Annotated in this window: 17 protein-coding genes; 10 read left to right on the top strand and 7 right to left on the bottom strand. The window is 59.6% G+C overall.

Annotated elements, in window-relative coordinates:
• Positions 1-84 precede the first annotated feature (84 nt).
• On the top strand, positions 85-4,986 hold the full coding sequence (locus tag FHL16_RS25725) for an NAD-glutamate dehydrogenase (RefSeq protein ID WP_010459882.1): 4,902 nt from the start codon (positions 85-87) through the stop codon (positions 4,984-4,986).
• A gap of 101 nt (positions 4,987-5,087) precedes the next feature.
• Here FHL16_RS25725 and FHL16_RS25730 read toward each other — a convergent pair whose 3' ends face one another.
• The 4 genes from FHL16_RS25730 to pdxR all read right to left on the bottom strand — a co-directional run bounded on the left by FHL16_RS25730 (position 5,088) and on the right by pdxR (position 8,445).
• Positions 5,088-5,798: a hypothetical protein gene (locus FHL16_RS25730; RefSeq protein ID WP_010459884.1), complete on the bottom strand. Its 711-nt coding sequence runs from the start codon at positions 5,796-5,798 to the stop codon at positions 5,088-5,090.
• Between the two features lie 226 nt (positions 5,799-6,024).
• Positions 6,025-6,438, bottom strand: coding sequence for a cupin domain-containing protein (locus FHL16_RS25735; RefSeq protein WP_077749662.1), 414 nt, complete (start codon positions 6,436-6,438; stop codon positions 6,025-6,027).
• 156 nt (positions 6,439-6,594) lie between these two features.
• Positions 6,595-6,888, bottom strand: coding sequence for an antibiotic biosynthesis monooxygenase family protein (locus FHL16_RS25740; protein ID WP_010459887.1), 294 nt, complete (start codon positions 6,886-6,888; stop codon positions 6,595-6,597).
• A gap of 123 nt (positions 6,889-7,011) precedes the next feature.
• Positions 7,012-8,445, bottom strand: a complete 1,434-nt coding sequence (pdxR, locus tag FHL16_RS25745) for a MocR-like pyridoxine biosynthesis transcription factor PdxR (RefSeq protein WP_010459888.1) — start codon at positions 8,443-8,445, stop codon at positions 7,012-7,014.
• A gap of 206 nt (positions 8,446-8,651) precedes the next feature.
• Between pdxR and FHL16_RS25750 the strand changes: the two genes are divergently transcribed.
• The 3 genes from FHL16_RS25750 to FHL16_RS25765 all read left to right on the top strand — a co-directional run bounded on the left by FHL16_RS25750 (position 8,652) and on the right by FHL16_RS25765 (position 10,796).
• Entirely contained in the window at positions 8,652-9,092 is a 441-nt protein-coding gene (locus FHL16_RS25750) for a carboxymuconolactone decarboxylase family protein (protein WP_010459889.1), read from the top strand.
• Between the two features lie 86 nt (positions 9,093-9,178).
• Positions 9,179-10,099 (top strand): LysR family transcriptional regulator, encoded by a 921-nt coding sequence (locus tag FHL16_RS25755; RefSeq protein WP_010459890.1) that lies wholly within the window; start codon positions 9,179-9,181, stop codon positions 10,097-10,099.
• A 175-nt stretch (positions 10,100-10,274) separates the two neighbouring features.
• A complete protein-coding gene (locus FHL16_RS25765; RefSeq protein WP_077749663.1) occupies positions 10,275-10,796 on the top strand; it encodes a GNAT family N-acetyltransferase in 522 nt (173 codons plus the stop codon).
• A gap of 1 nt (position 10,797) precedes the next feature.
• Here the strand turns inward: FHL16_RS25765 and FHL16_RS25770 are convergent, their stop codons facing one another.
• A complete protein-coding gene (locus FHL16_RS25770) occupies positions 10,798-11,490 on the bottom strand; it encodes an aspartate/glutamate racemase family protein (RefSeq protein WP_077749664.1) in 693 nt (230 codons plus the stop codon).
• A gap of 78 nt (positions 11,491-11,568) precedes the next feature.
• Between FHL16_RS25770 and FHL16_RS25775 the strand changes: the two genes are divergently transcribed.
• Both FHL16_RS25775 and FHL16_RS25780 read left to right on the top strand, forming a co-directional pair.
• Positions 11,569-12,345 (top strand): AraC family transcriptional regulator, encoded by a 777-nt coding sequence (locus FHL16_RS25775; RefSeq protein WP_077749665.1) that lies wholly within the window; start codon positions 11,569-11,571, stop codon positions 12,343-12,345.
• A gap of 70 nt (positions 12,346-12,415) precedes the next feature.
• Positions 12,416-12,910: a hypothetical protein gene (locus tag FHL16_RS25780; RefSeq protein ID WP_010459894.1), complete on the top strand. Its 495-nt coding sequence runs from the start codon at positions 12,416-12,418 to the stop codon at positions 12,908-12,910.
• Positions 12,911-13,039: 129 nt separating this feature from the next.
• On the opposite strand, the gene FHL16_RS25785 is transcribed toward FHL16_RS25780, so the two are convergent.
• Positions 13,040-13,261, bottom strand: a complete 222-nt coding sequence (locus FHL16_RS25785; RefSeq protein ID WP_042932102.1) for a hypothetical protein — start codon at positions 13,259-13,261, stop codon at positions 13,040-13,042.
• A gap of 8 nt (positions 13,262-13,269) precedes the next feature.
• Positions 13,270-14,697, bottom strand: a complete 1,428-nt coding sequence (gene ccoN / locus FHL16_RS25790; protein ID WP_010459896.1) for a cytochrome-c oxidase, cbb3-type subunit I — start codon at positions 14,695-14,697, stop codon at positions 13,270-13,272.
• A 274-nt stretch (positions 14,698-14,971) separates the two neighbouring features.
• Here ccoN and FHL16_RS25800 point away from each other — a divergent pair, with 274 nt between their 5' ends.
• The 4 genes from FHL16_RS25800 (at position 14,972) to FHL16_RS34765 (ending at position 18,201) form a co-directional block, all read left to right on the top strand.
• Entirely contained in the window at positions 14,972-16,645 is a 1,674-nt protein-coding gene (locus tag FHL16_RS25800) for a nitrite/sulfite reductase (protein WP_077749666.1), read from the top strand.
• Entirely contained in the window at positions 16,642-17,121 is a 480-nt protein-coding gene (locus FHL16_RS25805; protein ID WP_077749667.1) for a DUF934 domain-containing protein, read from the top strand. Before FHL16_RS25800 ends, FHL16_RS25805 begins: the two co-directional genes overlap by 4 nt.
• A gap of 65 nt (positions 17,122-17,186) precedes the next feature.
• Positions 17,187-17,996 carry a DUF6694 family lipoprotein gene (locus tag FHL16_RS25810; RefSeq protein ID WP_077749668.1) on the top strand — a complete coding sequence of 270 codons (810 nt, stop codon included), beginning with the start codon at positions 17,187-17,189 and terminating at the stop codon, positions 17,994-17,996.
• Positions 17,997-18,069: 73 nt separating this feature from the next.
• On the top strand, positions 18,070-18,201 hold the full coding sequence (locus FHL16_RS34765; RefSeq protein WP_256578028.1) for a hypothetical protein: 132 nt from the start codon (positions 18,070-18,072) through the stop codon (positions 18,199-18,201).
• The last annotated feature ends 23 nt before the right edge of the window (positions 18,202-18,224 follow it).

The raw sequence follows: 18,224 nt of genomic DNA on the forward strand, positions 1-18,224 counted from the left end.
TCAGGAACAGGGTGACGGATCGCCCCGAAAGGGGTTTTGCACGCGACGCTTCCATCAATAACAAGCCCAAGCGGAGTACCACAGATGGCGTTCTTCACCGCAGCCAGCAAAGCCGACTTCCAGCACCAACTGCAAGCGGCACTGGCCCAGCACATCAGTGAACAGGCACTGCCACAAGTGGCGCTGTTCGCTGAACAATTCTTCGGCATCATTTCCCTGGACGAGCTGACCCAGCGTCGGTTGTCCGACCTCGCCGGCTGCACCCTTTCTGCGTGGCGCCTGCTTGAGCGCTTCGATCACGCGCAACCGCAAGTGCGCGTCTACAACCCGGATTACGAACGCCACGGCTGGCAGTCGACCCACACCGCGGTCGAAGTGCTGCACCACGACCTGCCATTTTTGGTGGACTCGGTGCGTACCGAGCTGAACCGTCGCGGCTACAGCATTCACACCCTGCAAACCACTGTGCTGAGCGTGCGTCGCGGCAGCAAGGGCGAGCTGCTGGAAATCCTGCCGAAAGGCACCCAGGGCGAAGGCATTCTGCAAGAATCGCTGATGTACCTGGAAATCGACCGCTGCGCCAACGCGGCCGAGCTCAATGTCCTGACCAAAGAGCTGGAGCAGGTTCTCGGTGAAGTCCGCGTCGCGGTCACCGATTTCGAACCGATGAAAGACAAGGTCCAGGAAATTCTCTCCGGCCTGGACAACAGCCAGTACGCCGTCGATCCAGAAGAAAAAGCCGAAATCAAAAGCTTCCTGGAATGGCTGGTGGGCAACCACTTCACATTCCTGGGCTATGAAGAGTTCGTGGTTCGCGATGAAGTCGACGGTGGTCACATCGTCTACGACCAGGATTCCTTCCTGGGCCTGACCAAACTGCTGCGCACCGGCCTGACCTACGATGACCTGCGCATCGAAGACTACGCCGTGAACTACCTGCGTGAACCGACCCTGCTGTCGTTCGCCAAGGCTGCGCACCCAAGCCGTGTACACCGTCCGGCTTACCCGGATTACGTGTCGATCCGCGAAATTGACGCCGACGGCAAAGTCATCAAGGAATGCCGTTTCATGGGCCTGTACACCTCTTCGGTGTATGGCGAGAGCGTGCGGGTCATTCCGTACATCCGCCGCAAGGTCGAAGAAATCGAACGCCGTTCCGGCTTCCAGCCCAAGGCTCACCTGGGCAAGGAACTGGCGCAGGTGGTCGAAGTGCTGCCGCGTGACGATCTGTTCCAGACGCCGGTGGACGAGCTGTTCAGCACCGTGATGTCGATCGTGCAGATCCAGGAGCGCAACAAGATTCGCGTGTTCCTGCGCAAAGACCCGTATGGCCGTTTCTGCTACTGCCTGGCCTACGTGCCGCGCGACATCTACTCCACCGAAGTGCGCCAGAAGATCCAGCAAGTGCTGATGGATCGCCTGAAAGCCTCGGACTGCGAGTTCTGGACCTTCTTCTCCGAGTCCGTGCTGGCACGCGTGCAACTGATTCTGCGCGTCGATCCGAAGAACCGTCTCGACATCGACCCGGTCCTGCTGGAAAAAGAAGTGGTCCAGGCCTGCCGCAGCTGGCAGGACGACTACGCCAGTCTGGTAGTCGAAAGCTTCGGCGAAGCCCACGGCACCAACGTGCTGGCTGACTTCCCGAAAGGCTTTCCAGCCGGTTACCGCGAGCGTTTCGCTGCCCATTCGGCCGTGGTCGACATGCAGCACCTGCTGAGCCTGACCGAAAAAAATCCGCTGGTGATGAGCTTCTATCAACCACTGGGCCAGGTGTCTGGTCAGCGCGAATTGCACTGCAAGCTGTATCACGCCGATACACCGCTGGCGCTGTCCGACGTGTTGCCGATCCTGGAAAACCTCGGTCTGCGCGTGTTGGGTGAATTCCCGTATCGCCTGCGCCACAACAGTGGCCGCGAGTTCTGGATTCACGACTTCGCGTTCACCGCCGCTGAAGGCCTGGAACTCGACATCCAGCAACTCAACGACACCTTGCAGGACGCCTTCGTCCACATCGTGCGTGGCGATGCCGAGAACGATGCATTCAACCGCCTGGTGCTGACCGCCGGCCTGCCTTGGCGCGATGTGGCGCTGTTGCGTGCCTACGCCCGTTACATGAAGCAGATTCGCCTGGGCTTCGACCTGGGTTACATCGCCAGCACCCTGAACAACCACACCGACATCGCTCGCGAGTTGACCCGGTTGTTCAAGACCCGTTTCTACCTGGCGCGCAAGCTGACCAGCGACGATCTGGAAGACAAGCAGCAACGCCTGGAACACGCGATCATTACCGCGCTGGACGAAGTCCAGGTGCTCAACGAAGACCGTATCCTGCGTCGCTACCTGGACCTGATCAAGGCCACGCTGCGGACCAACTTCTACCAGACCGATGCGAACGGCAAGAACAAGTCCTACTTCAGCTTCAAGTTCAACCCGCACCAGATTCCAGAGCTGCCCAAGCCCGTACCGAAGTTCGAAATCTTCGTTTACTCGCCACGCGTCGAAGGCGTGCACCTGCGCTTCGGCAACGTCGCTCGCGGTGGTCTGCGCTGGTCTGACCGTGAAGAAGACTTCCGTACCGAAGTGCTGGGCCTGGTAAAAGCCCAGCAAGTGAAGAACTCGGTCATCGTGCCAGTGGGCGCCAAGGGCGGCTTCCTGCCGCGTCGTCTGCCACTGGGCGGTAGCCGAGACGAGATCGCGGCCGAGGGCATCGCCTGCTACCGCATCTTCATTTCGGGCCTGTTGGACATCACCGACAACCTGAAGGACGGTGCGCTGGTTCCGCCGGCCAACGTCGTGCGTCATGACGACGATGACCCGTACCTGGTGGTCGCTGCGGACAAGGGCACTGCCACCTTCTCCGACATCGCCAACGGTATCGCCATCGACTACGGCTTCTGGCTCGGCGATGCATTCGCATCGGGCGGTTCTGCCGGTTACGACCACAAGAAGATGGGCATCACCGCCAAAGGCGCGTGGGTGGGCGTTCAACGTCACTTCCGCGAGCGCGGCATCAATGTCCAGGAAGACAGCATCACCGTGGTGGGCGTCGGCGACATGGCCGGTGACGTGTTCGGTAACGGCTTGTTGATGTCCGACAAGCTGCAACTGGTCGCAGCCTTCAACCACTTGCACATCTTCATTGACCCGAACCCGGAGCCGGCCAACAGCTTCGCCGAACGTCAGCGCCTGTTCGACCTGCCGCGCTCGGCCTGGTCGGATTACGACACCAGCATCATGTCTGAAGGCGGCGGGATCTTCTCCCGCAGCGCGAAAAGCATCGCGATTTCCCCGCAGATGAAAGAGCGCTTCGACATCCAGGCGGACAAACTGACCCCGACCGAACTGCTGAATGCCTTGCTCAAGGCACCGGTAGACCTGTTGTGGAACGGCGGTATCGGCACCTACGTCAAAGCCAGCACCGAAAGCCACGCCGATGTCGGCGACAAGGCCAACGATGCATTGCGCGTGAACGGCAACGAACTGCGCTGCAAAGTGGTGGGCGAGGGCGGTAACCTCGGTATGACCCAACTGGGTCGTGTCGAATTCGGCCTCAATGGCGGCGGTTCCAACACCGACTTCATCGACAACGCCGGTGGCGTGGACTGCTCCGACCACGAAGTGAACATCAAGATCCTGCTGAACGAAGTGGTTCAGGCCGGGGACATGACCGACAAGCAACGTAACCAGTTGCTGGCGAGCATGACCGACGAAGTCGGCAACCTGGTGCTGGGCAACAACTACAAGCAGACCCAGGCCCTGTCCCTGGCGGCGCGTCGTGCCTTGCCACGGATCGCTGAATACAAGCGCCTGATGAACGATCTGGAAGGTCGCGGCAAGCTGGATCGCGCCATCGAGTTCCTGCCGGCCGAAGAAGCCATCAACGAGCGCGTCGCTGCAGGCCACGGCCTGACCCGTGCCGAGCTGTCGGTGCTGATCTCCTACAGCAAGATCGACCTCAAGGAAGCGCTGCTCAATTCCCAGGTGCCGGACGACGATTACCTGACGCGTGACATGGAAACCGCTTTCCCGCCAAGCCTGGTGAGCAAGTTTTCCCAAGCCATGCGCCGTCACCGTCTGAAGCGCGAAATCGTCAGCACCCAGATCGCCAACGATCTGGTCAACCATATGGGCATTACCTTCGTTCAACGACTCAAAGAGTCGACCGGCATGAGCCCGGCGAACGTGGCCGGTGCGTATGTGATCGTGCGTGACATCTTCCATCTCCCGCATTGGTTCCGTCAGATCGAATCCCTGGATTATCAGGTTTCCGCCGACGTGCAACTGGAGCTGATGGACGAGCTGATGCGCCTGGGCCGTCGCGCCACGCGCTGGTTCCTGCGTGCCCGTCGCAACGAGCAGAACGCTGCCCGTGACGTTGCGCACTTCGGTCCGCACCTCAAGGAGCTGGGACTGAAGCTCGACGAACTGCTCAGTGGCGAGATCCGCGACACCTGGCAGGCCCGCTATCAGGCGTACGTCGAAGCCGGTGTGCCGGAGTTGCTCGCACGCATGGTGGCTGGCACTTCACACTTGTACACCCTGCTGCCGATCATCGAGGCCTCCGACGTGACCGGCCAGAACCCTGCAGACGTGGCCAAGGCCTACTTCGCCGTGGGCAGCGCGCTGGACATCACCTGGTACCTGCAACAGATCAGCGCTCTGCCGGTTGAAAACAACTGGCAGGCCCTGGCCCGTGAAGCGTTCCGTGATGACGTCGACTGGCAGCAACGTGCGATCACCATCTCCGTCCTGCAACAGGGCGACGGCACTCAGGACGTGGAAACCCGCCTGGCGCTGTGGATGGAAGAGCACGAAGGCATGATCGAACGCTGGCGCGCCATGCTGGTGGAAATCCGTGCCGCCAGCGGCACCGATTACGCCATGTACGCGGTGGCCAACCGTGAGTTGCTGGACTTGGCGTTGAGCGGGCAAGCGGTAGTGCCTGCGCCTGTCACAGCAGCTGCGGAGCTGGAACCGGCTGCCTGATCGGCTGTTGAATGAAAAAAACCCGCATTGAGAGATGCGGGTTTTTTTTTGGGGTAGACGTGCTCATTTCATTGTGATTAAAGGCAAGATTATGCTGAGCGCTAGTACGACGCTTGAAGTTGTTTTGACTCAATGGCTGATAGTGTCTCTGTGGGTTGCATCACTAAATTGTTGAGCGATTGATCAAACTTTTGCAGTGCCCGAATTTGCACATTCTGTTGCTCGTTAATATCCGCCACAATCTCTTCACTGCGCTTGTAATCGGCCCATAACGGACTCAACGCTTTGGCATCATGCCCTTGAGCAGTGCCGATGTAATTGAAGTTTGAGTCGTAGAACTGCGCACTCACATGCGCTTCGATATCCGAACTGCGCGATGTGATCAATTGGCTGCGGGTGTCGACAATGGCGACCACGTCGGGCTTCGCCGCCCTGAGGCTTTGCATGTCCGGATACACCGTCACCGAGCCGAACTGGCGTTGTAACGATGCCTTGACCCAGTCCACGGCATGGTCCGGTCTGGAGGTGGCCACGTAGGCGTCGTGGATCGATTGCACCAGCAGGCTCTGGCCGAAGCCGGTGCCGGCGTTGGCCTGGTAGTGTTGCAGGTAGTCGCGGTTGGCCTGGGTGTTGCGGCTGTAGACGATACCCAACGAAACCTGGTGGCCGTTAGGGACGTGCGTGGCATTGCTGCGGCCAACCGGTCCAGTAAAAAGGCCTTCCAGCGAAGAGCCGGCTTTGGGCGCAGTGGGAACAGAGCAGCCCGCCAGGATGAGGGTCATTGTTAATGTACTGACAAGCGCAAGTTTCATGGTGTTACTCCAGTGAAACAACATGAGTCGGAAGTTGTAATGTCGGAATATCCGGCGAGTTATCCAGACTAAACCTGTCGCTGCACAATGAAATAGCCAGTCGCTGCACTTCTTGGCTGGCCGATAGTTTAATTGGGTTTAAGCGAGGCCCAGTAATCACGCCGGGAAATAAAAAGGCCCGAAATGTTAATTCGCGCCTTTTTATTTATGGCTATCCCTTCAGCTATCAGTTTTCCAAGGGGATCAACACTTTCTCGTCGGGGGACAACACCATGAATACCAATAGTTTGGCAGTCTTGGTTGCACTGGCGTTTTTCGAAACCAAGTGTTCCGAACCGGCGGGTTCGTACCAATACTGTCCGGCCTTGTAAGTGATTGCTTTCTCACCCTTCACTTGAGAAATAACCGCACCTGACAGCACGTAGGCCATGGCAGTGCCTTCATGCTTGTGGGCAATCGACGATTGGCCGGGTTTGTAGTCGACCTCGATCATCATGGCTTTTTTGCCGGGCACGTTTTTCAGCGCTTCATCCTGCAATACCGTGATCTTTTCTGAAGGGCCTTCGTGAGCAATGGCAGTCGCAGAAACGGTCAGGGCGAGGGCAGCCAGGGGAGCAGCAAGGATACGCAAAGCTTTCATGGTCATTCACCTGCGGTTGGTTTAGTTGTCAGAAACAACAGTAGTGCGCAGGTGGGGCCAATCAAACAGCCAATATTCGCGAAGGTGAGGGGACCAATCTGTAGCGGCCCTGTGGCGAGGGGACAAGCCCTCCGCCACAGGGCCGCTACAGGGCGTTCAGCGGATCGGGAAGCTGTTGAAGTCGACGGAATTCGCCAATCGATTGTCGATCAGGCCAATAAAGCCTTGTACTTCAGGGCAGTTGAAATGCGATTGCATGGCCGCTTCCGATTGCCAGCGGGCGCTGACGGTCCAGCGGTTGCTGTCCTCTGGGCAGCGGTCGACCATATAGGAATCACAGCCCGGTTGCTGACGCAGGGTGTCGACAATCTTTTGCAGTTGCTTACCCAGTTCTTCCGAGCGGCCGGCGGCGGCCTGCACCTGTACGGTATTGATCACTTCGTTGGACATTGCTCACACTCCTGAATCAGGCCGGACGAATCCTGCTCACTGAGGGATAACGCTTATGCAGGATAGGCCTGCACCTGTGGACCGCCAATAGCCAATCGCTGGATAAAGCCGCAGACCAATCGATCAGGCCACCTGCTGCAAAATGTCGCGCAAACGGTCCAGGGCTATGTCGATGTCCAGGGTTTCGATGGCGCCAAAGCCCAGGAACAGCCCGGCCCGTGGCGCTTGCTGGTAGAAAAAACTGTCGATAGCGTAAAGGCCGACTTCGACCTTTTTCGCCAATTCGATCACCAACGGAATATCGATAGGCACTTTGCACATCACCACCATGTGAAACCCGGCCGTGGTGGGCACGGGTTCAAGCCAGGGCGAAAGGTCGCCCGCCATGCGCGACAGGATCCGCTCGCGACGTCCGGCATAGATCGTATGGCAGCGCCGGATATGCTTGAGCAGGCAACCTTCGGCGATGAACTTGGCCAGCGCCCACTGGGGCAGGGTGGAGGTGTGCAGGTCGGTCAGTTGCTTGGCGCGGATGACGGCTTCAAGAATCGCCGGCGGCAACACCGCATAACCGAGGCGCAGCTCCGGCAGCATGGTTTTCGAAAAGGTCCCGACGTAGGCGACGATGCCACGCTCATCCATGCTTTGCAGTGAATCGGTCGGGCGGCCTTCGTAGCGAAACTCGCTGTCGTAATCGTCCTCGATGATGATTGCGCCCAACTCATAAGCCCGTTCCAGCAGCGCAACCCGGCGCGCCTGACTCATCGGCATGCCCAGCGGAAACTGGTGGGACGGCGTGACGTAAATCAGCCGGGTGCCCAAGGGGATCTTGTCCACCTCAATCCCTTCGGCATCCACCGGCACCCCGATCACCGTAGCCCCGTGGGTGCCAAATAACAGGCGAGCCGGCGGATAGCCGGGGTCTTCCATGGCGACAATGCTGCCCGGACGGGTCAGCACCCGGGAGATCAGGTCCAGCGCCTGTTGCGCGCCATTGCACACCACCACGTCTTCGTCCTGGCAATTGACCCCACGGGAAAATGCGATGTGCCGGGCGATCGCGTTGCGCAGCGCCGGCAGGCCTTCGGGCAGGCTGTAGAAGCCCTTGGAACCGGCAATCTGGCGCAACGCGTGAGAGGTGCAGCGCCGCCAATCGTCCTGCGGAAACTGGCCTTTGCTGGTCGCGCCACCGATGAAGTCGTAGCGTAACGAGCCCTCCAGGGTCGGGTGGCGCAGAAACACCGGCAGGTTGCGCCAGGACTCGATCACCTCGAAGCTCGCCAGCTGTGAATGGCTTTGCTTGGGGGCGGCTTTGGCTGTCCGGGCGTTGACGAACGTGCCTTTGCCGATCACCCCGGTGAGGAAGTTCTCATAGGTCAGTTGCGCGTAGGTGTCGGAAATGGTCTTGCGCGAAATACCCAGCTGTTCGGCCAGCAAACGACTGGGTGGCAGTTGCGTCCCGGCTGCCAGGCGGCCGGATTCAATGGCGCTGCGCAGTTGGTTGTACAACTGGCCTGCCAGGTCCTTGCGGCCGTTGATGACAACATGAAGTTCCATACCGGCGAGGCTCCTGGAGCGATTGAGGCGCGTGTGCGTCGCGCCAGATTACCCGCATGAGCCGCCGTGCAGAAGTTGCGTGGGCGAAAAACCCGGGATTGGTCTGCCGCCGAATGGTCCACGGCTTTTTCGTCGAATTGGATCTGTAACGCCGCTGCGTCAGCGCCTACCTTGGGGGTCTTCATTTGATCCAAGAGGGTCACCCCATGAGTTCCCGCCTGGATTACTACAGTGCGTCGCCCAAAGCGATGAAAGCGATGATCGCCATGGAGGCCTTGACCAGCAACCTCAGTATCGAGCCAGCCTTGCTGCATTTGATCAAGATCCGCGCCTCGCAACTCAATGGCTGCGCCTTCTGCACCGACATGCATTCAGTGGACGCGCGGCGCCTTGGCGAGACGGATCGGCGCTTGTATTCGATTGTGGTGTGGCGCGACAGCGGCTTCTTCAACCCTCGTGAACGCGCGGCGCTGGCCTGGACCGAAGCGGTGACCTTGCTTTCCGAAAGCCATGTGCCGGATGACGTCTACGCCGTGGCGCGTGAGCAGTTCAACGAAAGCGAAATGGTCGACTTGACCATCGCGGTCACCACCATCAACAGCTGGAATCGCCTGGCGGTGAGTTTTCGGCAAAGCCCCAGCAGCTGAATCGATTTTCCGCCGTAGGTGTCACGTCAGGTTCATAAACGCTGCGCAGGATGAGGGCTTCAAGGATAGATCGACAGGAGTCATTGATGTCATTCATGGAATCCACCCACGCCGCCGGTATCGATCCGGTACTGGCGCAGTCTTTCCGGGTCAGCGCCCGTTGCGGCTGTTTCATGCAAGCGGCCCGCAGCCTCAACATCAAATCAACTCAGTTGCGCAAACACCTCGCGCAGCTCGAAACGCAATTGCAGTGTTCGCTGTTCAATCACCAGGACAATGGCCTGGCCTTGAGCCGTGAAGGGTTGCAGCTTCAGGCGCAATTGATCGCCCTGGCCCATGAACACGACGTGCCGGTGATCGAACAGCCGCTGATTCGGTTGGCTGTGGCCGAGTCGATCCTGCACGACATCCTGGGCCGCGATCTGGTCTCGTTGCTGCGACGCAACGCCAGCGTGCGCCTGGACATCATCACGCTGGACAGCGAACTGTCGCTGCGAGCGGTCAGTGCAGATGTGGTGCTGTGGCTGGCAGGCACCGAGTCACCGCTGCCGGGCCCGAGTTTCCCTGTCAGCGAGCCTCAGCCTTTGGCGCGACTGGATTATCTGCCGCATATCGCCAAACGTTATTCACGGGTAGCGGCCCGCCCCGACAGCCTCGATGACCTCGCTGACTTCATGTTGGTGCAATGGCAGCCTGATCGTCAGATCGAGAGTTTTCGGCCGTGGAATGGCGTGGTCGATCAGCGCCTGGCCGGCGTGGTGCAGTTGCATTCTTATGAGCTGATGCTGGAAATGATTCGTTGCAGCGCCTGCATTGGTTTGCTGCCCAATTACATGAGCCAGTTTGACAGGGGGCTGGTCGGGTTATCGGGGTTGTTCGACCAGCCGATGCAGCGCCAGGTGTGGATGGCGGTCAATGCCGAGTCTGCGGGGCAGGCCGAGGTGCAGATGATCGTCGAACTGATTCACAACACCTTCAACGAGCGGCGGGAGTGGTTCGAAGCCTAACCCCGATCCAAACTGTGGGAGCGAGCCTGCTCGCGATAGCGTCGTAACATTCAATATCCAAGGTGACTGACCCGCCGCTATCGCGAGCAGGCTCGCTCCCAAATGGGATTCTCGCCATTCCAGGAGATGGCGTTGTAGAGTAAGCGGCCATGTCTGCATCAAGGATGAGTCAACCATGCCCGCCACCGATTCTGTCATCACCCTCGAACGCTTCAGCGAATCCCACATCGACGGCGTCACCGCGCTCTACAACGACCCGGTGATTACCCGTCAGGTCCTGCAAATGCCGTTTCAATCCACCGAGATCTGGCGCCAACGCCTGGCTTCGGATAACGAGCGGCTGGTGAAACTGGTGGCGCTGCATCAGGGCGCGGTCATCGGCAACATTGGTCTGGAGCAGTTCTCGCGGATCCGCCGCAGCCATGCCGGCAATCTCGGCATGGCGGTCGCGGTGCAATGGCAAGGCAAAGGCGTGGGCTCAAAACTGCTGGCAGCGGCGCTGGACGTCGCCGACAACTGGATGAACCTGCAACGGGTCGAGCTTTCGGTGTGCGCCGACAACGAAGCGGCCATCGGGCTGTACCGCAAGTTCGGCTTCGAGACCGAAGGCCTGTTCCGCGACTACGCCGTGCGTGACGGCCGGCTGGTCGACACCCTGAGCATGGCGCGTCTGCGTCGCACGCCCAGGGCCGACTGACTCAGTCACCCAGCGCGAATGCCACTGCCGCCTGCGCATGCAGTGCGGTGGTGTCGAGCAAGGGCAGGGCGCTGTGCTCGGGCTTGATCAACAGGCCGATTTCCGTACAGCCGAGAATGATCGCCTGGGCGCCTCGCCGGGTCAGCGATTCGATGACCTGCTGATAAATCCTGCGTGATGCCTCGCTGATCACCCCAACGCACAACTCGTCATAGATGATCCGGTGCACGGCGTTGCGTTCCTCGGCGTCCGGCACCAGCACCGTCAACCCCGTCGCGCTCAGGCGATCCTTGAGAAAGTCCTGTTCCATGGTGAACGCCGTCCCGAGCAACCCGACTTTCAGCGTTCCGGCCTCCACGGCGGCCTGACCGGTCGGGTCGGCGATGTGCAGGAACGGAATACTGATCGCGGCCTGAATCTGCCCGGCCACCTTGTGCATGGTGTTGGTACACAGCACCACGCATTCGGCACCACCGGCCTGCAGTCGCTGCGCCGCATCCACCAGAATCGCCGCCGCGTCGTCCCAGCGCCCGGCATGCTGGGCCTGTTCGACAGGGCCGAAGTCGACGCTGTACATTAGCAATTTCGCCGAACGCAACGGCCCGAGCCGGTCGCGAACCTGTTGGTTGATGAGGCGGTAATACTCGGCGCTGGACTCCCAGCTCATGCCGCCGATAAGGCCGATGGTGCGCATGGCGTTCTCCTGTTGTTGGCAACCCTTTGCGAGAGAGTGTCCAGTGGATCCCGGTTTCGATCTATCAGGAAATTTCACATGCCTGATGTCATGAGTCAGCGTTTGTTCGACGGCAAAGTCTGCCTGCAACTCTTGCCCCGTGCGGCGTACAACGCGCGTGATGCGGCGCAGTCGCAAACGCTTGGGGTCACGCTGGAGCGTCAGCAGGGTGTGCACGCCATCGATTCCGACCGTCGGGTGGATTTCGATACCTTGCCCGGCGTCTTGGCGTATACGCCGATCGGCGTCGAGGTGTTCTCCGAGTCCGTCACCGGTGGTGAATACCTGCTGATGCGCCTGGACGAACCGTTTGCCGATGAACAGTTACCCTGTGTCACCCACCGTGTGCAGTCTTCAGGCAATCGACGTGCGCTGACCCTGGCACGAGCGGTGCGGCGTCTGTTGCTCGCGCCGCAGCCCGATCTACTGGCGTTTGAGCAGTGTGCGCTGGGGCTCGTTGACTTGACCCGGCAGAAAATCGACACCACACAGCGGATCACGTCCATGTCCTTCGTCCGGGTGCTGGAGCAGATCGCCGAGCAGTTCCACCAGCCTCTGACGCTTGCGCAACTGGCCGACACCTACGGGCAGAATCCGCTGCGTTTCCTGCGCGATTTCACCCAGGCCATGGGCCTGACGCCCCATGCTTATCTGGTGGAAGTTCGCCTTCAAGCGGCACGCCGCATGATCGAACGCACAGACCTGAGCCTGGCCAATATCGCCCTGGATTCGGGGTTCGCCCATCAGTCGCACATGGGCAGCGCGTTTCGCAAATACCTGGCCATGACCCCCAGCCAATACCGTTCACGCTTTTAGTCGTACGCCGGCAGCGCGCATCTGCCATGCTCAACGTCCGCAGCACCGCTTCAACCAAAGGAACACCGCAATGGACGACGTACAGCAACTGGGCGAGATGCTTCGCCACTATGCAGAAAGCGAAGCGCACAAGAAGCAAGTGTTTGAGTCGCAATCGGCCGTGTGGGCGACGCGCATTGGTGAACTGTTCGACCAGATCCAACAATGGCTGGAGCCGATCCAGGTGCCGAACCTGCTGGAAGTGAGTCGCGAGGTGTATGTCGCTTCAGGGCCGAGCGTTCCGGTCGAGTCGTCGACGTTCAAGACCGAGAAACTGAGCATTGTCATTGCCGGCAAACCGGTGGAGTTCGTGCCGGACGTGATGGGCGTCGGTGGTCAGATTTCGTTGGCGGTGATGGGTTTGACGGCCGCGCGGTATGGCAGCATTTCGCTGGTGTGCCTGCCGCCTTCCACGAGCTGGCAATGGCGCAAGACCAATGGTTTGAAAGACCCGGATACGTTTGCCTTCGACGCGAACTTCCTGGCGCAGCAGTTGCAGAGCCTGATCCCCCGCGAACGCGGCTGATTCTCGACCTTGCACATAATCCTGTGGGAGCGAGCCTGCTCGCGATGACGGTGTATCAGTCAGCATTAATATCGACTGACACTGCGCCATCGCGAGCAGGCTCGCTCCCACATTTGGATGTGTGGTGTGTCAGATTTCCAGGTTGACCCAACCGGGTTTAGCTTCTTCGGGGGCTACCGCCTTCACAGTCTTCCCCGTCGCCAACTCCACCCGCCGCGCCACCTCAGGGTCATCGGCAAACGGAATCAGGCTCGCGTCCTCCAGGCTCTCGGCCGTCTGATGTTTCAGGCAATACTCGATTGCCAGCCAAAACCCCACGACCCCGAACAAATTCAGCACTATCTCGGTCATCTCAAACCTCACGCAATCTGCGCTTCACGTTCGGCCATCGCCATGTCCGAAACCCGCACGGTGCGCCACGTGTTGTAGGCCATCAGCAACATGCCGCTGAGGAAGAAAACCCCGCCGGCAAAGCGCACCACGAACCCCGGATGGCTGGCCTGCAAAGCCTCGACGAACGAGTAGGTCAGGGTGCCGTCGTCGTTGATCGCACGCCACATCAACCCTTGGGTGATGCCGTTGACCCACATCGAGGCGATATACAACACCGTGCCGATGGTCGCGAGCCAGAAGTGCAAGTTGATCAGCGGCGTACTGAACATCTGCTCACGACCGAAGACTTTCGGCACCATGTGGTAAATGGCCCCGAAGGTGATCATCGCCACCCAACCGAGGGCGCCAGCGTGGACGTGGCCGATGGTCCAGTCGGTGTAATGGGAGAGGGCGTTGACCGTTTTGATGGCCATCATCGGTCCTTCGAACGTCGACATCCCGTAGAACGCCAGCGACAGCACCAAAAAGCGCAGGATTGGGTCGGTGCGCAATTTATGCCAGGCGCCCGACAGGGTCATCATGCCGTTAATCATCCCGCCCCAGCTCGGTGCCAGCAGGATCAGCGACATCGCCATGCCCAGCGACTGCGCCCAGTCCGGCAGTGCGGTGTAGTGCAAATGGTGCGGGCCGGCCCAGATGTACAGGGTGATCAGCGCCCAGAAATGCACGATCGACAACCGATACGAATACACCGGCCGCCCGACCTGTTTCGGCACGAAGTAATACATCATCCCCAGGAACCCGGTGGTCAGGAAAAAGCCCACCGCGTTATGCCCGTACCACCACTGCACCATGGCGTCGGTGGCCCCCGAATACACCGGATAGGACTTGAACCAGTCCACCGGAATCGACAGGTGATTGACCACGTGCAGCATCGCGATCACGACGATGAAGGCACCGAAGAACCAGTTGCCGACGTAGATGTGCCTGGTCTTGCGCTGCACCACGGTGGTGAAGAAGACGATGGCGTAGGCGACCCAGACCACGGTCATCCACACCGCGCCGGAGAACTCGATCTCGGCGTATTCCTTGGTAGTGGTGTAGCCCAGCGGCAGGGTGATCAGCATCACCACAATCACCGACTGCCAGCCCCAAAAGGTGAACGCGGCCAGTTTGTCGGAGTACAGCCGTACCTGACACGTGCGCTGCACCGCGTAGTAACTGGCGGCGAACTGCGCGCTGCCGGCAAAGCCGAAAATGACCAGGCTGGTGTGCAGCGGGCGCAAGCGGCCGAAGGTGGTCCACGGCAGGTCGAGGTTCATCTCGGGCCATACCAGTTGCGAGGCGATCCACACCCCCATTGCCATCCCCACGACGCCCCAGACGATGGTTGCCACGACGAATTGGCGGACGACCTTGTAGTTATAGGCCTGTCCGATTGTTGCTGTGCTCATGGTCAATGCTTCCACGGTTGCAAAGTCTTGCCAGGCCACCCGGACTGGCATGTCGTCCACTTTAGAAACCCTGCCCGAAACAAAACAGACTCAGAAAAACCGAGTTTATGCGGATCAGATACGAGGCCAGCCTGCGGTGATCTGACGCACTCTGATACGGTTTTTTAGCATTCAGGTGAATCTGTAACGCGCTGAGCCGTAGGTTCATAGTCACTGCCACAAGCACCGCCACCCCTGTAGCAGAGCGTGCGATCCACCCTGATGAGGTAGCCACATGTATCAGTACGACGACTATGACCGGGCCCTGGTCTTCGAGCGGGTTGCGCAGTTTCGCGATCAGGTCGAGCGCTTCATGACGGGCGAGTTGAGCGAGGAAGAGTTCCTGCCGTTGCGTCTGCAGAACGGCCTGTATATGCAAAAGCACGCCTACATGCTGCGCGTGGCGATTCCTTACGGCACCCTGAGCGCCAGGCAGATGCGCACGCTGGCGAGCATCGCCCGGGACTATGATCGCGGTTACGGCCACTTCACCACTCGGCAGAACATGCAGTTCAACTGGATCGAACTGGCGCAGGTGCCGGATATCCTCGAACGACTTGCCCAGGTCGAGATGCACGCGATCCAGACCTCCGGCAACTGCGTGCGCAACATCACCACCGAAGCGTTTGCCGGTGTGGCGGCGGACGAACTGATGGACCCGCGACCGCTGGCCGAAATCCTGCGCCAGTGGTCGACCATCAACCCGGAATTTCTGTACCTGCCGCGCAAGTTCAAAATTGCCATCTGCTCGGCGGAGCAGGACCGCGCCGCGATCATGATGCATGACATCGGCCTTTATCTTTATCGCGATGACAGTGGGCAGATGCTGCTGCGGGTCATTGTCGGTGGCGGGTTGGGGCGCACGCCGATTCTTGGATTGCAGATTCGCGAGGGTTTGCCCTGGCAGCATTTGCTTTCCTATGTCGAGGCGGTGCTGCGGGTCTACAACCGTCACGGCCGACGCGACAACAAGTACAAGGCGCGGATCAAGATTCTGGTCAAGGCCCTGGGCATCGAAGCTTTCGCCAGGGAAGTGGAGGAAGAATGGCAGTACCTCAAGGACGGTCCGGCGCAGTTGACCAACGTCGAATATGAGCGGGTCGCCAGTGCCTTCGTGGCTCCCGATTACCGTTCACTGTCCGACACGGACCTGAATTTCGGCACGCGCCTGGCCGAGAACCCGGCCTTCGCACGTTGGGTTACGCGCAACGTTCAACCGCACAAGGTCGCGGGTTACACCAGCGTGGTGCTGTCGACCAAACCGGGCTTTGACTCACCACCGGGGGACGTGACGACCGAGCAAATGTTGGCCGTGGCCGAGTGGTCCGAACAGTTCGGGTTCGGCGAAATTCGCATCGCCCATGAACAGAACATCGTGCTGCCGGACGTACCCAAGGCTGATCTCTACGCCCTGTGGTGCCTGGCCTGCGAGCAGGGCCTGGGCTGCGCCAATATCGGTTTGCTGACCGACATCATCGCGTGCCCCGGCGGCGATTTCTGCGCGCTGGCCAACGCCAAATCGATCCCGATTGCCCAGGCGATCCAGGCACGTTTCGAAGACTTGGATTACCTCCACGACCTGGGCGACATCAGCCTGAACATTTCCGGCTGCATGAACGCCTGCGGTCACCACCACATCGGCAACATCGGCATTCTGGGCGTCGATAAGAACGGCAGCGAGTGGTACCAGATCACCCTCGGCGGCAGCCAGGGCAAGAACAGCGCCCTGGGCAAAGTCATCGGCCCGTCCTTCAGCGCTGCCGAAGTGCCCGAGGTTATCGAGCGGATCATCGCCACGTTCGTCGATTACCGCGAGAGCGAAGAACTGTTTGTCGACACCTTGCAGCGCATTGGTCTTGAGCCGTTCAAGGAGCAGGTTTATCCAAAGTTGCTGGAGGTCTCGGCATGAACAATCTGTTGCGACTGGAGGAGGGCGTGGCGCGGATTGTGGCTGACGATCCTTGGGGGCTGGTCAGGGACGCAGAGGGTGAATTGCCGGACGGGTCAGTGATTTTACCGTTGAGTCGCTGGCTTCAAGCGCCCGCACAGCATGCGGTCTGGCTGGGGCCTGACGACGAGGTGGAAAGTCTCAAGCCGTGGTTTGACGCATTGCCGCTGATTGCCCTGGATTTCCCGAGTTTCCGCGACGGTCGCGGTTACAGCCAGGCGTACCTGCTGCGTACTCGGTTGGGCTGGACGGGGGAATTGCGCGCGGTCGGTGATGTGCTGCGCGATCAGCTCAGCCACATGCGCCAATGCGGGTTCGATAGTTTCGCGGTGCGCGAAGACAAATCCGCCGAGGACGCGCTGAAGGGATTGGCCGGGATGAGTGTGCTCTATGGGCGTTCAGTGATTGAGCCGCGGCCGTTATTCAGGAGGCGTTGAGAGTTTCGCTTGGGTCGATGATGGCGTTTTGATAAAGTCCGCGCATTCTCAAAAAGGAGTCGGGTATGCGCAGGATTTTCGCGGTCGGGTTGGTGACGTTGATGTTAGCGGGTTGCGGTGGTCCGAAACTGGACGGCACCAGTGACGAGAGCCTCACGGCATCGCTGGACAAGGTCACGGCAGACATGCCGCAAGACAAGAAAGCCCAACTCCTTGAAGACTTGAAACTCATCACCTTCAGCAATATCGGCGAGGCGCTGACTGGCCAGATCACGGCCGAGCAAGCCAAAAACAACGTGCGCACGACGCTCAATGGTAAAACCGCTGAAGACGTCGCTGCCATCGCCGCCAACCTGCGCAGCGAGCGTGCCCTCAAAGAAAAACAACAAGCCCTGGCCGAGATCAAGCAGCTGCAGGATATCCAGCAGATGGCGGAGAAAGCCAAGGTCGAGATGGCCAAGTTCCAGATTCTCAAGTCGGAATTTTATTTCACCGAGAAGAACAAGAATGTTGCGGCGCCGCATGGTCAGCCGGTGGTGGTAGCAAAGGTCAAGAATGGCACGACGTACTCTGTTGCCCGTGTTGGTTTCAAAGGCACCGTGGCCAGCCCGGGCCGTGCCACGCCATGGTTTGTCGGCACAGTCGAATTGCCGATTCCCGGCGGTATAGAGCCGGGCGAGTCGCCGACCTGGGAAATCACACCGAACCAGTTCAGCGACTGGGGCAAGCTTGATGCGCCCGCAGAAGCGCTGTTCAGCCTGGAAATCATCAAACTGGTCGGTGCCGACGGCACGCTGTTGTTTGACGCCAGTGGCCTGACTCCGCAGCAGACCGAGCGCCTGCAGGCGCTGCAAGGCAAATACGCCGCTAACTAATCAATGACATAACCGAGGACCCGCGCCAGCGGGCTTTCGGCTGCATGGAAGAAGTCGGGAAAGGAGTCGGGTCGTGGGTGTGGGCAAGAAGGTTTTGGGGCTGATTGCGCTGTTGCTGATGTTGGCGCTGTGGGCCAGTTATTTTTACGTGTTCAAGGAGGGTAACCCTATTTCTGTTACAGACAGAGCGCCCATGATTCATTAGCTTAGAGAGAAAGGATCTCTCAG

The organism is Pseudomonas sp. FSL W5-0299 (assembly GCF_005930655.1).
GTDB classification, from domain to species: Bacteria; Pseudomonadota; Gammaproteobacteria; order Pseudomonadales; family Pseudomonadaceae; genus Aquipseudomonas; species Aquipseudomonas mandelii.